Raw genomic sequence first — 19,083 nt, 5'->3', positions numbered from 1 at the left:
GCACCGAACAGGGCCCTGCCCAACGGAGTGCCGGCTCCGCCTGAGCCCGCCGGGCGGAGGTGGGGCGACCGCCCGGCCAGCCACAGCAGCCACCGGCGCCCCGCCCCGCCCCTCAACCCGCGCGCTCGGTCAGAGTGAGCAGTGTCGCCTCCGGGGGGCAGGCGAAGCGGACGGGGGTGTAGCGGTTGGTGCCGCAGCCGGCCGAGACGTGCAGGTAGGAGCGGCGTCCGCCGGCACGGTGGGTGGAGAGCCCCTTGACCCGCTTGGTGTCCAGGTCGCAGTTGGTGACCAGTGCCCCGTAGAAGGGGACGCAGAGCTGCCCGCCATGGGTGTGACCGGCCAGGACCAGTGGGTAGCCGTCGGCCGTGAAGGCGTCGAGGGAGCGCAGGTAGGGGGCGTGGACGACGGCAAGGGAGAGGTCCGCGTCCGCCTCCGGCCCACCGGCGACCTCGGAGTACCGGTCCCGTTTGATGTGCGGATCGTCCAGCCCGGTGAGGGCGATCTCGATACCGCCCTCGAGCTTCATCCGCCCCCTGGAGTTGGACAACCCGATCCACCCCGCTTTGTCGAAGGCGTCCCGCATCTTCTCCCAGGGGTTCCGGGCGACCCCGACCGCCGGGTCCGACTTCCCGTTCAGGCCGTGCTGCCCCCGGACCCTCTCCACCAGGTAGCGGGCCGGGTTGCGCAGCTTGGGCGCGTAGTAGTCGTTGGAGCCGAAGACGTAGGTGCCGGGGAACTCCATGAGCGGCCCGAGGGCGTCCACCAGCTCCGGTACCGCCTCCGGGTCCGACAGGTTGTCTCCGGTGTTGACGACGAAGTCCGGCCGGAGCCCGGCGAGCGCCTGCAGCCAGCGCTGCTTCTTCCGCTGCCCGCTGACCAGGTGGATGTCGGAGACGTGGAGGGCCCGCAGCGGCCGCATGCCCGGCGGCAGGATGGGCACGCTGACTCGCCGGAGTCGGAAGGAGCGGGCCTCGAAGCCGGCCGCGTAGGCGATGCCGGCCGCGCCGACTGCTGTGATTCCCAGGGGTACTGCGTATCGCGCGCGCATGGCCCCATGGTGGCAGACATCGGTTCCCCGGGGCCGCCGGGGAACCGTCGCGTCCTGCCGTCCGCTGTGCGCCCCGGGCCGGTCAGCGCGGTCCGCCGCCGCCGTCCTGCCAGCCGCGGTCGCGGCCGCCGCCACCGTCACCGCCGCCGATCACTCCCGGCGGGATGGTGAACTCGCCTTTCGGCCGCTTACCGGGCCGGTCGGGACGCTTGCCGGGCTTCTTGCCCTTCCCCGGCTTGTCGTCCTTCTTCGGGTCCTTGATCGGCACGTCGACGAAGCCCGGGGCCGGCTTGCCCTGCAGGGCTCCGGACATCGCGTCCCGCCATATCGGTCCGGGCACCTCACCACCGAAGACCTTGGGGTACGGCTTGCCGCCGATGGTGATGTCGACCATCTGCCGTTCGTGGTTCGGGTCCCCGACCCAGACCGCGCCGGACATGTTCGGGGTGTAGCCGACGAACCAGGCCGCGTAGCGGTAGTCCGTCGTTCCGGTCTTGCCGGCGCTCGCCCGGCCGCTCAGTCCCGCCTGCTGGCCGGTGCCGTCCTCCACGACGCCCTTCAGCAGGGTGCTGATGGTGTCGGCGGTCTTCTCCGACATCGCCCGGGCGCACTGGCTCTTCGGAACCTCCAGCTCCTTGCCCGAGGAGTCGGTGATCGACTCGATGGCGATCGGGGAGCAGTAGACGCCCCGGTTGGCGAAGGTGGCATAGCCGCTGGCCATGGTGAGCGGGGACATCTCCTCGGCGCCCAGGGTTATGGAGGGCACCTGGTGCAGCTCCCCGCCGTCGGCGCGCTCGATGCCCATCTTCTCGGCCATCGTGGTCACCGGGCAGATACCGATGTCGCTGATCAGCTCCACGAAGTAGGTGTTCACCGACTTCGCGGTGGCCTCCTTCATGCCGTACGGGCCGACTTCCTTCTCGTTCTCGTTCTCGACCTCCGCGCTGCCGGACCAGGGCTGGCCGCAGGTCTGCACCGGGCTGGGGTAGGGCATCTTGTACGGGGACCGGTAGACCTTGCTCGGGCTGATCCCCTTCTCAAGTGCGGCCGCGGCGACGATCGGCTTGAAGGTCGACCCCGGCTGGTAGCCGGCGCCGCCGCCCATGTTCTCGTCCACGGACAGGTTGAGTTCGGTCTGGTTCTCGCCGCTTCCGTAGGGCCGGGACTGGCCCATCGCCAGGATCTTTCCGGTGCCGGGCTCGACGAGGGTGACGGCGGTGGCCACCTCGTCACCGGCGTTGACGTGGCTCTCCACGGAGTTCTGGACGGATTTCTGCGCCTGCGGGTCGAGCGTGGTGCGTATCGTCAGACCGCCGCGGTTCCAGCGCTTGATCCGCTCCTCCTGCGTCTTGCCGAAGGCGTCGCTGGCGAGGAACGTCTTGCGGATGTAGTCGCAGAAGAACCCGGCGCCGTTGGTGGCGGTGATGCAGCCGTTCTGCGGCTTGGTGACGTTCAGCTCGATCGGCTTCTTGATCGCCGCGTCGGCCTCGGCCTGGGAGATGTCCTTGTGGGCGACCATGCGGCGGAGCACGGTGTCGCGGCGTTCGGTCGCCCTCTTCTTGTCGTTGAGCGGGTCGTAGCGGGTCGGTGACTGGACCATCCCGGCCAGCAGCGCGGACTCGCCCAGGTCCAGGTCGGCGGCGGACTTGCTGAAGTAGCGTTTGGCCGCGGCCTCGATGCCGTAGGACTGCTGGCCGAAGTAGGTGATGTTGAGGTAGTTCTCGAGGATCTTGTCCTTGCCGAGTTGTTCCTCGACCGAGATGGCGTACTTCAGTTCCTGGATCTTGCGGCCGATCGTCTGCTTGGTGGCCTCGGCGAACTTCTCCTCGTCGTCGCCGGCTTCTTCCACGAAGACGTTCTTCACGTACTGCTGGGTGAGGGTAGAGGCGCCCTCGGAGACGCCGCCCTGCTGGGCGTTGTTGTTGACGGCCCGCAGGATGCCTTTGAGGTCTATCGCCCCGTGCTCGTAGAAGCGGGCGTCCTCGATGGCGACGATGGCCTTGCGGACGTGCGGTGACATCTTCTTCAGCGGCACCACGGTGCGGTCGCGCCAGTAGACGGCGGCGATCTGGTTGCCCCCGGCGTCGAGGATGGTGGTCTTCTGGCTGAGCGGCGGGCGCTTGAGGTTGGCCGGGATCTCGTCGAACCCCTCGATCGTGCCCTTGGCCGTGAGTCCGAGTGCGCCCACGGCGGGCAGCGCGAGCCCTGCCAGTACGGCTCCGGCGAGCACACTGACACCGAGGAACTTGGCGGCCGTCTGTACCGGGGTCGAACCACCGCCCGAACGCTTCTTTGCCATGGGGGCAGCCTACGTTCTCATTCGCCGGACAGCGGCCCATGCGTTGGCCTAAGCTGCTCTCAACTGTCACAACGGCGCTCGTTCGCAACCCTGGTCGGCTTTCCTCTCCCTCCTCACCCCTGCCTGTCTCCGGGTTGTTTCGCGGTGTTGGTCCCCGAACGTGTGACTTCCGGGGATTCGGGCCCATCTTGGAGTTCCGTGGTGAGGGTCCATGGAAAAATGTCCAGAATGCGGACTGTGTCCGACGCTCCTGGGTTGGTAAGTGGCGAAGTATCCGAATTTGCCGCATGTGTTAACTCTGTCGCTCGGTCACTCCGTTGGGTGATCTCTCGCTACGCATAGTCCGTTCGGGCCATTCAAGATTGGGCCTGCAGGGGGTGTTGCGTCCCTGTCCAGCTTCCGTAACGTCCTCAACTGGCAACGGTGAATATGCCGTTGCCGCCGTGGGGGAGCCTCAATTCGGGAGAGGACGGCGCCAGCATGAGCTGGGTAACCGACTGGAGTGCGCAGGCGGCCTGTCGCACGACCGATCCGGATGAACTGTTCGTCCAAGGAGCGGCCCAGAACCGGGCCAAGGCTGTCTGCACCGGCTGTCCGGTGCGTACAGAGTGCCTCGCAGACGCCTTGGACAACCGCGTCGAGTTCGGTGTGTGGGGAGGGATGACAGAGAGGGAGCGGCGAGCGCTGCTGCGTCGCCGTCCGACGGTCACGTCCTGGCGCCGACTGCTGGAGACGGCGCGTACCGAGTACGAGCGGAGCACCGGCATGCTGCCCGCGGAGATCGACGAAGAGGGCTACGCGGCAGTCGGGTAGGCCCCGCCGAGCCGCGCCACCGCCGTACGACCGGAGATGACCGCCGGTCGTATCCGCGGTGTGCCCGCCCGAGCGCCGGCCGGCCCGGATACGGAGCCGGCCCGGCGGCGCGTGACTCACCCGCGGTCCGCCGGCCGGAGAGCAGAGGTCCGCGGGCCGAGGCGGCCGTGGGCGTCGCCGCGCATGAGCCGCCCCTTCGACCACCGGCACTGCGGGGAACCGAGCGGAGTTCCTCCCGCGCGCTTCCCGGATCTCCTGCCGACGGCGGCCGGTTTCCTGCCGAACAGCGGCCGACGACGGGCTTCTCGTCCCTCCGCCGCGGCACCCGGATCTCGCTCGACCGGAGCGAGATCCGGCCTACGCACACGGTGACCGAGGCAGGGGCTACAGTCGGCACCATGACCAAGTGGGAATACGCGACCGTTCCGCTGCTCGTCCACGCGACCAAGCAGATCCTCGACACCTGGGGCGAGGACGGCTGGGAACTCGTCCAGGTAGTACCCGGCCCGAACACCGAGCAGTTGGTGGCCTATCTGAAGCGGGAGAAGCAGGGGTGACCACGGTCGAGGAACGGATCGCGGCGCTCGGTCTGACGCTGCCCGAGGTGGTCCCGCCGCTCGCCGCCTACGTGCCGGCGGTGCGCACGGGGCGCTACGTCCACACCTCGGGTCAGCTGCCGCTCGTCGACGGCAAGCTGACCGCCACCGGCAAGGTCGGTGCCGAGGTGACGCCGGAGCAGGCCAAGGAGCTGGCACGGACCTGCGCGTTGAACGCGCTGGCGGCGGTCAGGTCCGTCGTGGACGACCTCAGCGCGGTCAGAGTCGTCAAGGTGCTCGGTTTCGTCGCCTCGGCGCCCGACTTCACCGGCCAGCCGGGCGTCGTCAACGGGGCGAGTGAACTCCTGTCCGAGGTGCTCGGCGAGAAGGGCGTACACGCGCGCAGCGCGGTCGGTGTGGCGGTGCTCCCGCTCGACGCGCCCGTGGAGGTCGAGATCCAGGTGGAGGTCCTGGACCGCTCCTGAGCGGACAAGCCCCGCTGGACGCGGCACGGGTGCGGTGAACCTTTCCGGCCGCAGCACGGGCGGCCGAGGCGGTGCCCCGCACCGCCCGCCGCGACCCGGTGCACCGTCCCGGCGGTTGCCGAGGGCCTCTCGAACAACCACGCGGAACGGCATAGCATCCGGCCATGTCTCCCAAGATTGGCCAGTGGTACCCGCCGGAGTGGCCCGATCGGATCCGGGCCCTCGCGCGCGGTGACCTCACCGCGGTGACCCCCCGGCACGCCTCTACCGTGCTGCTGCTGCGGGACACGGCCTCCGGTCCCGATGTCCACATGCTGCGCCGGCGTGCCTCCATGGCCTTCGCCGGCGGTGTCTACGCCTACCCCGGAGGAGGCGTGGACGCGCGCGACCAGCGGCCGGTCGCCTGGGCCGGACCCTCGCGCGCGCAGTGGGCGCGTCGGCTGGGGGTGGACGAGGCGCTGGCGCAGGCCATCGTCTGCGCCGCGGTCCGCGAGACCTTCGAGGAGGCCGGGGTGCTGCTGGCGGGCCCCACGGCGGACACGGTGGTGGACGACACCACCGGCGACGACTGGGAGGCCGACCGGGCGGCGCTGGTCGACCGGGAGTCGGCCTTCGCCGACTTCCTGGACCGTCGGGGGCTGGTGCTGCGGAGCGATCTGCTGGGCGCCTGGGCCCGCTGGATCACCCCGGAGTTCGAGCCGCGCCGCTACGACACCTGGTTCTTCGTCGCCGCCCTGCCCGAGGGCCAGCGCACCCGGAACGCCTCCACGGAGGCGGACCGTACGGTCTGGATCGCTCCCGGGGAGGCGGCCCGGGGCTACGACGCCGGGGAACTGCAGATGATGCCGCCGACCATCGCCACGCTGCGCGCGCTGACGGGCTACGGCTCGGTGGCGCGGGTGCTGGAGGCCGCCGACGGGCGCGACCTGACTCCGGTGCTCGTCCGGACCGAGTTGCGGGACGGTGAGATCGTGCTGAGCTGGCCGGGGCACGAGGAGTTCACCACCCGCATGGCTCCGGCCTCGGAGGCGGAAGGGAGCGCGGGATGACGGACGGGGCGCTGCTGCCGGGTCAGCCCCGCGGTGGGCGGATCGACGGACCGGCCACCGACCGCGCGGTCTGCGTGCTGGCCCCCAACCCCTCGCCGATGACGCTGGACGGCACCAACACCTGGATCCTCGCCGAGCCGGACTCCGACCTGGCGGTGGTGATCGACCCGGGGCCGCTCGACGAGGGCCACCTGGCCAGGATCGTGTCCACGGCCGAGCGTGCCGGGCGACGGGTCGGGCTGACGCTGCTCACCCACGGCCACGCGGACCACGCGGCCGGCGCGGCGCGCTTCGCCGAGCTCACCCGCTCCCCGGTGCGGGCGCTGGATCCGGCGTTCCGGCTGGGCGGTGAGGGGCTGACGGCGGGCGATGTGATCACGACCGGCGGTCTGGAGCTACGGGTGGTGCCGACGCCCGGCCACACCTCCGACTCGCTCTCCTTCCACCTGCCGGCCGACGGGGCGGTGCTCACCGGTGACACGGTGCTCGGGCGGGGCACCACGATGGTGGCCCACCCGGACGGGCGGTTGGGGGAGTACCTGGACTCGCTGCGCCGGCTCCGCTCGTTGACCGTCGACGACGGGGTGGACACGGTGCTGCCGGGGCACGGCCCGGTGCTGGGCGACGCACGGGGAGCGCTGGAGTTCTACCTGGCGCACCGGGCGAACCGGCTGGCCCAGGTGGAGACCGCCGTGGAAGCCGGGCACCGTACCGCCGCCGAGGTCGTCGCGCACGTCTACGCGGACGTGGACCGTTCGCTGTGGCCGGCGGCGGAGCTCTCGGTCCGAGCCCAGTTGGAGTACCTGCGGGGGCGCGGGCCGGCCTGAGGGCTGACCGGATCGTCGACGGGGACGGGGCTGCTCGGCCGCGCCGAGCCGGTTCGGGCAGCCTCGGGCCTGGGGCGCGCGTCAGACCCGCGACCGCCGGTTCAGCGCGAGCGGCGGGCGAGGCGCTCCACGTCGAGCAGGATCACGGCGCGCGCCTCCAGCCGCAGCCAACCGCGGCCGGCGAAGTCGGCGAGAGCCTTGTTGACGGTCTCCCGGGAGGCGCCGACGAGCTGCGCCAGCTCTTCCTGGGTCAGGTCGTGGACGACGTGGATGCCCTCCTCCGACTGCACTCCGAAGCGGCGCGAGAGGTCCAGCAGGGCCTTGGCGACCCGGCCGGGGACATCGGAGAAGACCAGGTCGGACATGGTGTCGTTGGTGCGGCGCAGTCGGCGGGCCACAGCGCGCAGCAGGGCGCTGGCCACCTCGGGGCGGACGTTGAGCCACGGCTGCAGGTCGTTGTGGCCGAGGCCGAGGAGTTTCACTTCGGTGAGGGCGCTGGCCGTCGCCGTACGCGGTCCCGGGTCGAAGAGCGAGAGCTCACCGATGAGCTCTCCGGGGCCGAGCACCGCCAGCATGTTCTCCCGGCCGTCCGCGGAGGTGCGGTGGAGCTTCACCTTGCCCTCGAGCACCACGTACAGCCGGTCGCCGGGCTCGCCCTCGTGGAACAGGGCCTCGCCCCGCGCGAGGGTGGTCTCGGTCATGGAGGCGCGAAGCTCGGCGGCCTGCTCGTCATCGAGCGCCGCGAAAAGCGGCGCGCGCCGCAGAACGTCGTCCACGTGATCTCTCCTTGTCGACATGCCCAGGGCACCGAGCTCCCCCTGATGCCGGACGGTAAAACTGTGTGATCAAACACAAGTGTCCCGCATCGGGGCGGTGTGCCGCACAGCAGGGGGCCGATTGTGTCCGAACTGGACCGCTGATGTCCGATGTCTGGCCCGGTCACGCGGCAGGGGTCGTACGCTGGCGGCGTGTCCAACACGCCGGTGAGACCAGAGGGCAAGGGGGTCGGACGGGTGAGTGGCGGGAATGATTCCGCTCTGGGCGAACAGGTGCCCGGGAAGAGAACGAAGGCCGCGAAAGGTGACAAGCCGGAGTCGCGGCTCGCACTGGTCCGCCGAGCGCGGCGGATCAACCGGGAACTCGCCGAGGTGTATCCGTACGTCCATCCCGAGCTGGACTTCGAGAGCCCCTTCCAGCTGCTCGTGGCCACCGTGCTCTCCGCCCAGACCACCGACCTGCGGGTGAACCAGGTCACCCCCGGCCTCTTCGCGGTCTACCCCACCCCGGAGGACATGGCCGCGGCGGTTCCGGAGGAGCTGGAGCAGATCATCCGCCCCACCGGGTTCTTCCGATCCAAGGCCAAGTCGCTGCTGGGCCTCTCGGCGGCGCTGCGGGACCGTTTCGGTGGCGAGGTCCCTGGTCGGATAGAGGATCTGGTGACCCTCCCGGGCGTCGGCCGGAAGACCGCCAACGTGGTGCTGGGCAACGCCTTCGGGGTGCCCGGTGTCACGGTCGACACCCACTTCGGACGACTGGTGCGGCGCTGGAAGTGGACCGAGCAGCAGGACCCGGAGAAGGTCGAGGCCGAGGTCTGCGACCTCTTCCCGAAGAACGAGTGGACGATGCTCTCGCACCGGATCATCTTCCACGGCCGGCGGGTCTGCCACTCCCGCAATCCCGCCTGCGGCGCCTGCCCCATCGCCCCGCTCTGCCCGTCGTACGGCGTGGGGGAGACGGATCCGGGGAAGGCCGAGAAGCTTCTGAAGTACGAGATGGCCGGTAAGCCGGGGCAGCGGTTGAAGCCGCCCCCCGGCTATCCGGGCCAGGCGGCGCCGGCCGTGGGGGCCGGGTGAGCACCTCGGAGGCCTGCGGCAGCGGCGTCGGCGAGGTCGAGGTCACCGAGGAAGGGCTGCCGCCGTGGCTGGAACCGGTTGCCGAGGCGGCCCGGACGGTTCGGGCGACGCAGCTGAGCCGGCATCTGCCGCCCGCCTCCGGTGACGGACGGCAGTCGGCCGTACTGATCCTCTTCGGCGACGGCGACGGCGACCGGGCCGGCGCCGGCAAGGGGGCCGAACTGCTGCTCATGGAACGGTCCAGCAGGCTGCGGTCGCACGCCGGACAGCCCGCCTTCCCCGGCGGGGCTCTCGACCCCGAGGACGGCGATCCGGAGCGGGAGGGTCCGCTGCGGGCCGCACTCCGGGAGGCGGTGGAGGAGACGGGTCTCGATCCGACCGGGGTGCAGCTCTTCGGCGTCCTGCCGCGTCTCTACATCCCCGTCAGTGGTTTCGTGGTCACACCCGTGCTGGGCTGGTGGCGGACGCCCTCACCGGTGGCGGCGGTCGATCCGGCGGAGACCGCCAGGGTGTTCACCGCTCCTGTCGCCGAACTAACAGATCCGGCCAACCGGGCGATGGCCGTCCACCCGAGTGGCCACCGCGGCCCGGCCTTCCTGGTGCGGGAGGCGCTGGTCTGGGGGTTCACCGCGGGGGTCATCGACCGGATCCTGCACCACGCAGGCTGGGAGCGGCCCTGGGACCGCTCCCGCAGCGTCCCGCTCGATTGGCGTGCGTGAGACGGTGTCCCGGTGAACGCGCTGGACGTCTTGTTGCTGATCGCCGCCGTGTGGTTCGCCGTCATCGGCTACCGCCAGGGCTTCGTCGTGGGTGTGCTCTCGGTCGTCGGGTTCGTGGGGGGTGGCCTGCTGGCGATCTACCTGCTGCCGATGGTCTGGCACCGGGCCGCCGACGACGCCGCTCCGGGCACCCTCGGGGCGCTGCTCGCGGTGGTGGCGGTGATCGTCTGCGCCTCGATCGGCCAGGCGTTCACCACCCATCTCGGCAACCGGTTGCGGCTGTTCATCACCTGGTCGCCGGCCCGGGCGCTCGACGCCTCCGGGGGCGCGGTCGTCAACGTCGTCGCCATGCTTCTGGTCGCCTGGCTCATCGGCTCGGCGTTGGCCGGCACCTCGATCCCGACGGTCGGCAAGGAGGTCCGCAACTCCAGGGTGCTGCTCGGCGTCTCCCAGGTGATGCCGCGGCAGGCCAGCGGCCTGTTCTCCGACTTCGGCGGGATCCTCGCCCAGAACGGCTTCCCGCAGGTGTTCAGCCCGTTCTCCAACGAGCCGATCGCCTCGGTGCCGCCGCCGGACCCGAAGCTCGTCGACAGCCCGGTCGTCGCCCGGGCCAAGGAGAGCATCGTCAAGATCGTGGGGACCGCGCAGAGCTGCGGCAAGTCCCTGGAGGGCAGCGGGTTCGTGTTCGCACCGCACCGGGTGATGACCAACGCGCACGTCGTCGGCGGCGTCAAGGAGCCCACCGTGCAGGTGGGCGGGGAGGGCAGGCTCCACGACGCCACCGTGGTGCTGTACGACTGGCAGCGGGACATCGCCGTCCTCGACGTGCCCTCGCTGCGGGCCCCGGCGCTCCGGTTCGCGCAGAGCGACGCCCACAGCGGTGACGGCGCCATAGTCGCCGGCTTCCCGGAGAACGGTGGATTCGACGTCCGGGCGGCCCGGATCCGCGGACGCGTCCAGGCCGACGGCCCGGACATCTACCACCGGGGGACCGTGCGCAGGGACGCCTACTCGCTCTTCTCGATGGTCCGGCCCGGCAACTCCGGGGGCCCGCTGCTCGCCCCGGACGGCCGGGTCTACGGCGTCGTCTTCGCCAAGTCCCGCGATGACGCCGACACCGGCTACGCGCTCACCGTCGACGAGGTACGCGAGGACATCGAGAAGGGCCGTACCGCCGGCAGCCGGGTGGACAGCCAGGGCTGCGCACTGTGAGCGGCCGGCTGCGGTGAGCCTTCCGCCGGGAAGTCCCGGCTGACCGGGCGGCGACCGGAAAAGACCCGGGACGGCTCAGGGACGGGGATGGCGTAGCCGCGCGGACATCCAGCGGGCCCGGCGGCGGAGGATGCGTGGGATTCCCAGGCGGAGTTCCTCGACTCGGCCCGGGTACTCCCGTGTGGCCAGGCCGTGGGATGCGCTGCGCATGCCACGGGAACGGCGCCCACGGGACCCGTCACGGTAATCGTGCGTCCAGCCCATACCGGGGACTCTGCCCCCGCCCCATGGTCGGTAACCGCCCGGGGGGAGCCGGATCGGGCCTATGCGCCCGGCACATGGCGCCCGGTCGGCCCGAGGCAACCGCGGGCTCACCGGTGGCCGGTCACCGGTCGGGTTCGGGGTCCCTGAGCCAGTTCACCAGTTCCGTGGAGAACCCGGTCGGGTCCTCCTCGTGCGGGAAGTGCCCCAGCCCGTCGAAGAGCCGCCAGCGGTAGGGCGCTTCGACGTACTCCCCGGAACCCGCCGAGCTCCGCGTCCGCATCACTGGATCGAGTGAGCCGTGGAGGTGCAGGGTGGGCACCCGTACCGGCCGTTTCATCCGGCGGTTGAACTGGAACCCGTCGGGCCGTGCCATGGACCGCACCAGCCAGCGGTAGGGCTCGATCGAGCAGTGCGCGGTCGAGGGGATGGACATCGCCTGCCGGTAGACCTCCACCGCCGCCGCCTCCGGGGGCCGGGGCCCGGACCACTCCCCGATCAGCCGCCCCACCAGCTCCGCGTCGTTGGCCATCAGTTGGCGCTCGGGAATCCAGGGCCGCTGGAACCCCCAGATGTGGGAGCCGGCCCGGCTCTGCCGGACGTCGCCGAGCATCGCCGAGCGCCAGCGCCGGGGGTGCGGCATGGAGGCGACGGCGAGGCGCCGCACGAGCTTGGGGCGCATCGCGGCGGCCGTCCAGGCCAGGTAGCCGCCCAGGTCGTGGCCGACCAGGGCGGCGTCCGGCTCGCCGAGCGAGCGGATCACCCCGGTCACATCGAGTGCGAGGTTGGCCGGGTCGTAGCCGCGGGGGGTGCGGTCGCTGCCGCCCACGCCCCGCAGGTCCATGGCGACGGCGCGGAACCCCGCGTCGGCGAGCGCGGTCAGCTGGTGCCGCCAGGCCCACCAGAACTGTGGGAAGCCGTGCAGCAGCAGCACCATGGGGCCGTCGCCGACTTCGGCGATGTGGAAACGGGCGCCGTTCGCGGCCACGTCCCGATGCGTCCACGGCCCTTCGGGCCGGATGAGCGATTCGGAACTCTCGGGGGTGGTCATGGCTCAGAGCGTGACACAGACGGGTCGGCGGGGCGCTCCTCAGCCGCCGCGGAGACCGCGGAGCGCGACTGCGAACCGACGCCGCGGAACACCGCGGCGGTCTCCTTCACCGAGGCGAGACTCCGCTCCGGGGGCCCGACCGCCTTGAACTTGGCCCGGGCCACGATCAGGAACACCAGCGCGAGCAGGGTGAACGCGCCACCGACGACCAGGAAGGACCAGGCAAGTCCCAGGCCCAGGTTGTGGATGCCGTACGCGGCCGCTAGCGCCAGGACGAAGAGGGCCACCAGGCCCAGGGCCGCCGCGCCGGCGACCAGCGCGCCGCCGAGCTGGGCCGGCTTGGTCTCCTGCCGCACCTCCGCCTTGAGTAGCGCGATCTCCTCCCGCACCAGTGCGGTCAACTGGTCGGTCGCCTTGGCGACCAGTCCACGGAGGTCGCGGTCGCCTTCCTGGCTAACTGGGCTCATCGGGTTTCTCATCCCATCTCGCGGTTGTGCACCCGGCCGGTCGGGCGGGCGGGATGGTACTACCGGCCGGTTGTCCCCTCCGATCATGCCGGACCGCCGCACTCTTCCGCTGCCGCGGCAAGTCCGCGCTTCCCGCCCCGGGTTCGCCGACCACCGTAGGCCGCCGGCCCCGCCGGCCGGCACAGCCGAGCCGGGTGTCGGCGCGGCGGGGCCGACTCGGTGCGCTCGCCGTCGGGCACCAGGTCGTCAGGCGCCGACCGGCCGGCCTTCGGGAATCCGCCTCCGGTACGCCCTGCCGCGCAGTCTCAGCAGCACGCCCGAGATCAGCGCCGCGATGAGTGAGCCGGTCAGCACCGCCGCCTTGACCTCGTCGGTGAGCTCCGGCCGGCCCGGGAAGGCGAGTTCGCTGATGAGCAGTGAGACGGTGAAGCCGATCCCGGCGAGTGCGGCGACCGCGAAGATGTCCGCCCACGCCAGCTCCGGATTGAGCGACGCCTTGGTGAAGCGGCTGGTCAACCAGGAGCCGCCGAAGATGCCGAGGGTCTTGCCGAGCACCAGCCCGAGCAGGACGCCCAGCGGCTCGGGCCTGCTGAAGACACTGGTCATCGCATCGCCGGAAACCGACACCCCGGCCGCGAAGAGGGCGAAGACCGGCACCGCCAGCCCGGCCGACACCGGCCGCAACAGGTGCTCCAGACGTTCCGCGGGCGACCGTTCCTCCCCCTCGGCGGGGGTGCACCGGATCATCAGTCCCATCGCCACCCCGGCGACGGTGGCGTGCACGCCGCTGGCGTGGGTCAGCGCCCAGACGACCACGGCGAGGGGCAGGTAGACGTACCACCCGCGCACCCCGCTGCGCAGCAGGAACCAGAAGACGCCCAGGGCGAGTGCGGCGAGGCCCAGCGCCACGAGGTTGAGGCCGGCGGTGAAGAAGACCGCGATCACCAGGATGGCGATGAGGTCGTCGACGACGGCGAGGGTCAGCAGGAACGCGCGCAACGCCGTCGGCAGCGAGCCGCCCAGGACGGCGAGTACGGCGAGGGCGAAGGCGATGTCGGTCGCCATGGGGACCGCCCAGCCTTCGAGACCGCCGCCGGTGCCGGCGCTGACCGCCAGGTAGCAGAGGGCCGGCACGACCATGCCGCAGACCGCCGCGATCACCGGTAGCGCCGCGGCCCTGGGGTCGCTGAGCTCCCCCACCACGAGTTCCCGTTTGAGCTCCACGCCCGCCACGAAGAAGAAGACGGTGAGGAGCCCGTCGGTGGCCCAGCTCCCGACCGGTAGGTCGAGCTGGAGCGCGGCCGGGCCGATCCGGAAGTCCCGAACGGACTCGTAGAAACCGCTCAGCGGGGTGTTGGCCAGGACGAGTGCGAGGACGGCGCCGGCCAGCAGCAGCAGACCGCCGACGGTCTCGGTCCGCAGCGCCTCCGCGAGGAAGCCGCGCTCGCGGGGGGTGGTTCGGCCGAAGAGGGTGCGGGGGGCGGACATCTGGTTGGCCTCCGGTCGGATACGTCTCACCACCGCCGCAGCCTCGGATGGCTGAGGCGGTCGCCGACCAGACTTCCCGGCACTCCTGTCGCGCTGTGGGCGCACTTCACCGTACCCCGTGCGGGGCAGCGCGTGAACCGTCGGGGGCGGTTCCGGAAGGTTCGGCTCCGGTGGTGCGGGCCGGCCGGGGCGGAGCCCGTCCCTCCTCCGGAGACCCTCGTGAGCTGGAATGACGCGGGCGGGGTGGCCGGCCGGCCACCCCGCCCGTCGGCGTCGTGGGTCAGTCGTCGCCGCCGGCGGACCCGGACAGCCCGCTCTGGATGAGGGCCATGACCGAGGAGTCGGTCAGGGTGGTGACATCGCCCAGCGTGCGGTTCTCCGCGACGTCGCGGAGCAGCCGCCGCATGATCTTCCCGGAGCGGGTCTTGGGCAGCTCGGCGACCGGGAGGATCCGCTTCGGTTTCGCGATCGGGCCGAGCTCCTTGCCGACGTGTGCCCGCAGCTCCTCGACCAGCTCGGGGTCTTCCGAGGCGGTGCCGCGCAGGATCACGAAGGCGCAGATCGCCTGGGTGGTCTGCGGGTCGGTGGCGCCGACGACCGCCGCCTCGGCGACCTTCGGGTGGGAGACCAGGGCAGATTCGACCTCGGTGGTCGAGATGTTGTGGCCGGAGACCAGCATCACGTCGTCCACCCGGCCGAGCAGCCAGATGTCGCCGTCCTCGTCCTTCTTGGCACCGTCGCCGGCGAAGTACTGGTTCTCGAAGCGGGACCAGTAGGTGTCGAGGTAGCGCTGGTCGTCGCCCCAGACGGTGCGGAGCATGCTCGGCCACGGCTCGGTGAGGACGAGGTAGCCGCCCTTGCCGTCGGGGACCTCGTTCCCACTGTCGTCGACGACCGTCCCCGCGATGCCCGGCAGCGGTGACTGCGCGGAGCCCGGCTTGGCCGCCGTGACGCCCGGCAGCGGGCTGATCATGATGGCGCCGGTCTCGGTCTGCCACCAGGTGTCCACCACCGGGGTGCGGTCGCCGCCGATGTGTTTGCGGTACCACATCCAGGCTTCGGGGTTGATCGGTTCGCCGACCGAGCCCAGCAGCCGCAGCGAGGACAGGTCGAAGCCGGCCGGGATCTCGTCGCCCCACTTCATGCAGGCGCGGATGGCGGTCGGGGCGGTGTAGAGGATCGTGACTCCGTACTTCTGCACGATCTCCCACCAGCGGCCGTGGTGCGGGGTGTCCGGGGTGCCTTCGTAGAGCACCTGGGTGGCGGCGTTGGAGAGCGGGCCGTAGACGATGTAGGAGTGACCGGTCACCCAGCCGACGTCCGCCGTGCACCAGAAGACGTCGGTCTCCGGCTTGAGGTCGAAGACCGCGCTGTGGGTGTAGGACACCTGGGTGAGGTAGCCGCCGGTGGTGTGCAGGATGCCCTTGGGCTTGCCGGTGGTGCCCGAGGTGTAGAGCACGAAGAGCGGGTGCTCCGCCTCGAAGGCCTCCGGGGTGTGGCTGTCGGACTGGCGGTCCACGGCGTCGTGCCACCAGATGTCCCGGCCTTCGCGCCAGGTGGAGCCGGCCTCCTCCAGGGGCTGGCCGGTGCGGCGGACCACCAGTACCGAGTGGACGTGCTCGGTCCCGGGCCGGGTGAGGGCTTCGTCGACGGCCGGCTTGAGGGCTGAGGGCTTGCCCCGCCGGTAGCCGCCGTCGGCGGTGATGACGACGCGGGAGTCGGCGTCCTTGATCCGGGCCGCGAGCGCGTCGGCGGAGAATCCGCCGAAGACGAGGGAGTGCGGGGCGCCGATGCGGGCGCAGGCCAGCATCGAGATGACCGCTTCGGGGATCATGGGCAGGTAGATCGCGACCCGGTCGCCGGCCCGTACGCCGAGTTCGGTGAGCGCGTTGGCGGCTTTGCTGACCTCGCTCTGGAGCTGGGCGTAGGTGAGCGTGCGGGTGTCGCCGGGCTCTCCTTCGAAGTGGATGGCCACCCGGTCGCCCAGGCCGTTCTCGACGTGGCGGTCCACGCAGTTGTAGGCGACGTTGAGCCGGCCGTCGGCGAACCACTTGGCGAAGGGCGGGTTGCTCCAGTCGAGGGTTTCGGTCGGCTCGGTGGCCCAGGTGAGCCGGCGGGCCTGCTCCGCCCAGAATCCCAGCCGGTCCGCCTTGGCCTGTTCGTAGGCCTCCGCGGTGACGTTGGCGTTCGCGGCCAGTTCGGCGGGCGGCGCGAACCGTCGCTCCTCCTTGAGAAGGTTGGCCAGACTCTCGTTGCTCACGACATCTCCCATTCGCGGGGTGACCGTTGTTCCCGGGCCCTAGCTCATCAGTCGGTGGCCTGCCCTGACAAGGGTTCTCGAACCAGTGGTGTAGACCATGTTGGGCTCACTGGCGGCCGGTGCCGTTCGGCCCGTTTCGCTTTCCGTCCTTCGTGCGCTCGGTCGGGATGTTCCGTCTCTTCGGACAGGGGGTCGTAGGGGCTGAATGTCCCCGACATTCATTCACAAAGCCCTACCAGCGCGGCCAGATGAGTGAATAAATATGCTTGTCGTGCGGTAGCTACATATTCTCCTCGTGGTGGTCCGGTAAGGAACGCGCCGCGCCGATCGCCGCCCACGCTGAGGAGAGAGGTGCGCTGATGACAGCCACACGGAGAATGGTCACCGGGGTCGTCCTGACGGCGGTGGCGGTCGCCGTCGCCGGGTGTTCGAGCAAAGGGGACGGCGAGTCGCGGGTGGGGGACGCACAGCACGGCAACGCCGGACAGGCCGCGTCGCCCGGCAAGTTGATCGGTGACGGATCGACCGCGCGGACCGGGCTCCAGCCGAACCAACCGGTGCCCAAGAAGCTGAGGGAGGGCGCCAAGCCGCCGCAGTTCGTCGTGTTCTCCTGGGACGGCGCCGGTGAGGACGGACAGAAGCTCTTCTCGCACTTCCGCGAGGTGGGCAAGAAGTACGACGCGACGATGACGTACTTCCTCAGCGGGGTCTACATGCTCCCCGAGGAGAAACGGGAGTTGTACCGCCCGCCGCAGCACGCGCCCGGCGCTTCGGACATCGGCTTCAACGACGTCCGCGGGGTCAGGGACACCGTGGAGCAGATGCGCGGCGCCTGGCTGGACGGCAACGAGATCGGCACCCACTTCAACGGCCACTTCTGCGGACCGGACCGGGGCGTCGGCACCTGGTCCCCGGAGGAGTGGAAGAAGGAGATCGAGCAGGCCAGGAGCTTCGTCCAGACCTGGAAGACGAACACCGGACTCAAGGACGAGGCACCGCTGCCCTTCGACTACGACCAGGAGCTGGTCGGTGGCCGGGCACCCTGCCTGGAGGGGCAGAAGAACCTGCTGCCGGCCGCCAAGGAGATGGGCTTCCGGTACGACGCCAGCTCCGTGGGCGGGCTCCAGGTCTGGCCGTCGAAGGCCGACGGTATCTGGGACTTCCCGTTGCAGCAGATCCCGATGCCCGGCCGCGGCTTCGAGACTCTGTCGATGGACTACAACTTCCTGGCCAACCAGTCCGGCACCACCAACGGCGACCCCTCGAAGCACCAGGAGTGGGGCGACCAGATGCGGGACGGACTGCTGGCGGCCTTCGACCGCGCCTACCGCAGCAACCGTGCCCCGCTCTTCGTCGGCAACCACTTCGAGTCCTGGAACGGCGGCACCTACATGCGGGCCGTCGAGGACGCCATCAAGGAGATCTGCCCCCGGGAGGGCGTGCGTTGTGTGTCCTTCAGGCAACTCGCCGACTGGCTGGACGCCCAGGATCCGGAGGTGCTGAAGAAGCTGCGGTCGCTCGGGGTCGGCGAACAGCCGGCGGGCGGTTGGAGCGGCTTCCTGAACACCACCGCGGCCGGGCCCGAGAAGCCGAAGAAGACCTCGTAGCTCCACCCGTCGGGCCCGGGGCGGGCGGCCCGGCGCTGGTCGGCAGCCCGGTCAGGCGGGCTGTCCGACCGGCACCGGACTCTCCAGGTCCTCCGCCAGGGTGAACTCCGGATCCACCTGGGCCGCCAGGTCCGCGCCCGTCCGCTCGTTGCCCCAGCTCTCCGCGTTCTTCAGATGGAAGTGCACCATCTGGCGGGTGTACCGCGGCCAGTCCCGGCGCTCGTAGGAGTCGTCGGCCGTCCGGTGGAGGGCGCGCAGCGCGGCGAGGTTCTCCGCTTCCAGGCGCTCGAAAGGAGGCGGGTCGCCCTTCTCCAGTGCGCGCACCCAGTCCGAGTGGCCGAAGGTGACCAGCAGGTCCTCACCGACCTCCGCGCGGAGGAAGGCGAGGTCGTCCGGGCCCTGGACCTTGTTGCCGACGACGTGCAGTTCGACGCCGAAGTCCCGGGCGTACTCCTTGTACTGGCGGTAGACCGCGACGCCTTTCCGGGTCGGCTCGGCCACCAGGAAGGTGGCGTCGAAGCGGGTGAACATCCCGGAGGCGAACGAGTCGGAACCGGCCGTCATGTCGACGACGACGTACTCGTCACGGCCGTCGACGAGGTGGTTGAGGCAGAGCTCCACCGCGCCGACCTTCGAGTGGTAGCAGGCGACCCCCAGGTCGGACTCGGTGAACGGGCCGGTCACCATCAGCCGCACCGCCGCACCGGCCCGGTCCGTCGGAGTGGGAGCGGCGCCGGGGGGCTCGTCCTGACCCAGGTGGACGGGGTGAGCGCAGGCCTCGTAGATCGGGTTGTCCTCGGTGATGCGCAGCAGTCGGGAACCCGCACCCGGGGGTGTCGTCTTGATCATGGTCTCGGGGGAGGCGACGCGGGGGTTGGAACCGCGCAGGTAGTCCTTGATCAGCGGCAGCCGGGCGCCCATGGCGGGCAGCCGTGCGGCCGTGGCCTCCGGCAGTCCGAGAGCCGGTCCCAGATGCTGGTTGATATCGGCGTCCACCGCGATCACGGGCACCCGGGAAGCGGCCAACTGGCGGATGAACAGGGAGGACAGCGTGGTCTTGCCGCTGCCGCCCTTCCCTACGAAAGCGATCTTCATGTTCAGTAACGCT

Annotated in this window: 17 protein-coding genes; 9 read left to right on the top strand and 8 right to left on the bottom strand. The window is 70.8% G+C overall.

Features of this window, described 5'->3' with window-relative positions; translation table 11 throughout:
• Positions 1 to 112: 112 nt before the first annotated feature.
• Positions 113 to 1,048 (bottom strand): metallophosphoesterase, encoded by a 936-nt coding sequence (locus tag BGP73_RS08475; protein WP_069813967.1) that lies wholly within the window; start codon positions 1,046 to 1,048, stop codon positions 113 to 115.
• A gap of 82 nt (positions 1,049 to 1,130) precedes the next feature.
• Positions 1,131 to 3,347, bottom strand: coding sequence for a transglycosylase domain-containing protein (locus BGP73_RS08470; protein ID WP_069813336.1), 2,217 nt, complete (start codon positions 3,345 to 3,347; stop codon positions 1,131 to 1,133).
• 480 nt (positions 3,348 to 3,827) lie between these two features.
• Between BGP73_RS08470 and BGP73_RS08465 the strand changes: the two genes are divergently transcribed.
• From BGP73_RS08465 to BGP73_RS08450, 5 genes are all read left to right on the top strand, one after another.
• Positions 3,828 to 4,160 (top strand): WhiB family transcriptional regulator, encoded by a 333-nt coding sequence (locus tag BGP73_RS08465; RefSeq protein WP_069813334.1) that lies wholly within the window; start codon positions 3,828 to 3,830, stop codon positions 4,158 to 4,160.
• Between the two features lie 398 nt (positions 4,161 to 4,558).
• On the top strand, positions 4,559 to 4,717 hold the full coding sequence (locus tag BGP73_RS22570; RefSeq protein WP_107473996.1) for a DUF4177 domain-containing protein: 159 nt from the start codon (positions 4,559 to 4,561) through the stop codon (positions 4,715 to 4,717).
• Positions 4,714 to 5,181 (top strand): RidA family protein, encoded by a 468-nt coding sequence (locus BGP73_RS08460; RefSeq protein ID WP_069813331.1) that lies wholly within the window; start codon positions 4,714 to 4,716, stop codon positions 5,179 to 5,181. The genes BGP73_RS22570 and BGP73_RS08460 overlap by 4 nt, the downstream gene beginning before the upstream one ends.
• A gap of 164 nt (positions 5,182 to 5,345) precedes the next feature.
• On the top strand, positions 5,346 to 6,230 hold the full coding sequence (locus BGP73_RS08455) for an NUDIX hydrolase (protein ID WP_069813329.1): 885 nt from the start codon (positions 5,346 to 5,348) through the stop codon (positions 6,228 to 6,230).
• The gene (locus BGP73_RS08450) at positions 6,227 to 7,057 is read left to right on the top strand and encodes an MBL fold metallo-hydrolase (RefSeq protein WP_069813327.1); all 831 of its coding nucleotides are present in this window, start codon (positions 6,227 to 6,229) and stop codon (positions 7,055 to 7,057) included. The genes BGP73_RS08455 and BGP73_RS08450 overlap by 4 nt, the downstream gene beginning before the upstream one ends.
• A gap of 101 nt (positions 7,058 to 7,158) precedes the next feature.
• Here the strand turns inward: BGP73_RS08450 and BGP73_RS08445 are convergent, their stop codons facing one another.
• Entirely contained in the window at positions 7,159 to 7,833 is a 675-nt protein-coding gene (locus BGP73_RS08445) for a Crp/Fnr family transcriptional regulator (protein ID WP_069813325.1), read from the bottom strand.
• 261 nt (positions 7,834 to 8,094) lie between these two features.
• Here BGP73_RS08445 and nth point away from each other — a divergent pair, with 261 nt between their 5' ends.
• The 3 genes from nth to BGP73_RS08430 are packed head-to-tail and all read left to right on the top strand — an operon-like array spanning position 8,095 to position 10,841.
• Entirely contained in the window at positions 8,095 to 8,910 is an 816-nt protein-coding gene (nth, locus tag BGP73_RS08440; RefSeq protein WP_244501154.1) for an endonuclease III, read from the top strand.
• Entirely contained in the window at positions 8,907 to 9,629 is a 723-nt protein-coding gene (locus BGP73_RS08435; protein ID WP_069813321.1) for an NUDIX hydrolase, read from the top strand. Before nth ends, BGP73_RS08435 begins: the two co-directional genes overlap by 4 nt.
• Positions 9,630 to 9,641: 12 nt before the next feature.
• Positions 9,642 to 10,841, top strand: coding sequence for a MarP family serine protease (locus BGP73_RS08430; protein ID WP_069813319.1), 1,200 nt, complete (start codon positions 9,642 to 9,644; stop codon positions 10,839 to 10,841).
• Between the two features lie 385 nt (positions 10,842 to 11,226).
• Here BGP73_RS08430 and BGP73_RS08425 read toward each other — a convergent pair whose 3' ends face one another.
• The 4 genes from BGP73_RS08425 to acs form a co-directional block, all read right to left on the bottom strand.
• Entirely contained in the window at positions 11,227 to 12,153 is a 927-nt protein-coding gene (locus BGP73_RS08425) for an alpha/beta fold hydrolase (RefSeq protein ID WP_069813317.1), read from the bottom strand.
• Positions 12,150 to 12,620 (bottom strand): phage holin family protein, encoded by a 471-nt coding sequence (locus BGP73_RS08420; RefSeq protein WP_069813315.1) that lies wholly within the window; start codon positions 12,618 to 12,620, stop codon positions 12,150 to 12,152. The genes BGP73_RS08425 and BGP73_RS08420 overlap by 4 nt, the downstream gene beginning before the upstream one ends.
• Before the next feature lie 246 nt (positions 12,621 to 12,866).
• Entirely contained in the window at positions 12,867 to 14,108 is a 1,242-nt protein-coding gene (nhaA, locus tag BGP73_RS08415) for a Na+/H+ antiporter NhaA (protein WP_079127346.1), read from the bottom strand.
• A gap of 280 nt (positions 14,109 to 14,388) precedes the next feature.
• The gene (gene acs, locus BGP73_RS08410) at positions 14,389 to 16,368 is read right to left on the bottom strand and encodes an acetate--CoA ligase (protein ID WP_069813313.1); all 1,980 of its coding nucleotides are present in this window, start codon (positions 16,366 to 16,368) and stop codon (positions 14,389 to 14,391) included.
• A 359-nt stretch (positions 16,369 to 16,727) separates the two neighbouring features.
• Here acs and BGP73_RS08405 point away from each other — a divergent pair, with 359 nt between their 5' ends.
• Positions 16,728 to 17,975, top strand: coding sequence for a hypothetical protein (locus tag BGP73_RS08405; RefSeq protein ID WP_069813311.1), 1,248 nt, complete (start codon positions 16,728 to 16,730; stop codon positions 17,973 to 17,975).
• A gap of 51 nt (positions 17,976 to 18,026) precedes the next feature.
• Here the strand turns inward: BGP73_RS08405 and BGP73_RS08400 are convergent, their stop codons facing one another.
• The gene (locus BGP73_RS08400) at positions 18,027 to 19,070 is read right to left on the bottom strand and encodes a nucleotide-binding protein (protein WP_069813309.1); all 1,044 of its coding nucleotides are present in this window, start codon (positions 19,068 to 19,070) and stop codon (positions 18,027 to 18,029) included.
• Positions 19,071 to 19,083: the final 13 nt, after the last annotated feature.

Source organism: Streptomyces sp. TP-A0874, assembly GCF_001748085.1.
Lineage (GTDB): Bacteria > Actinomycetota > Actinomycetes > Streptomycetales > Streptomycetaceae > Streptomyces.
The sequence above is the reverse complement of the archived record's forward strand: the minus strand, read 5'-3'. Positions and strand labels throughout refer to the sequence as shown.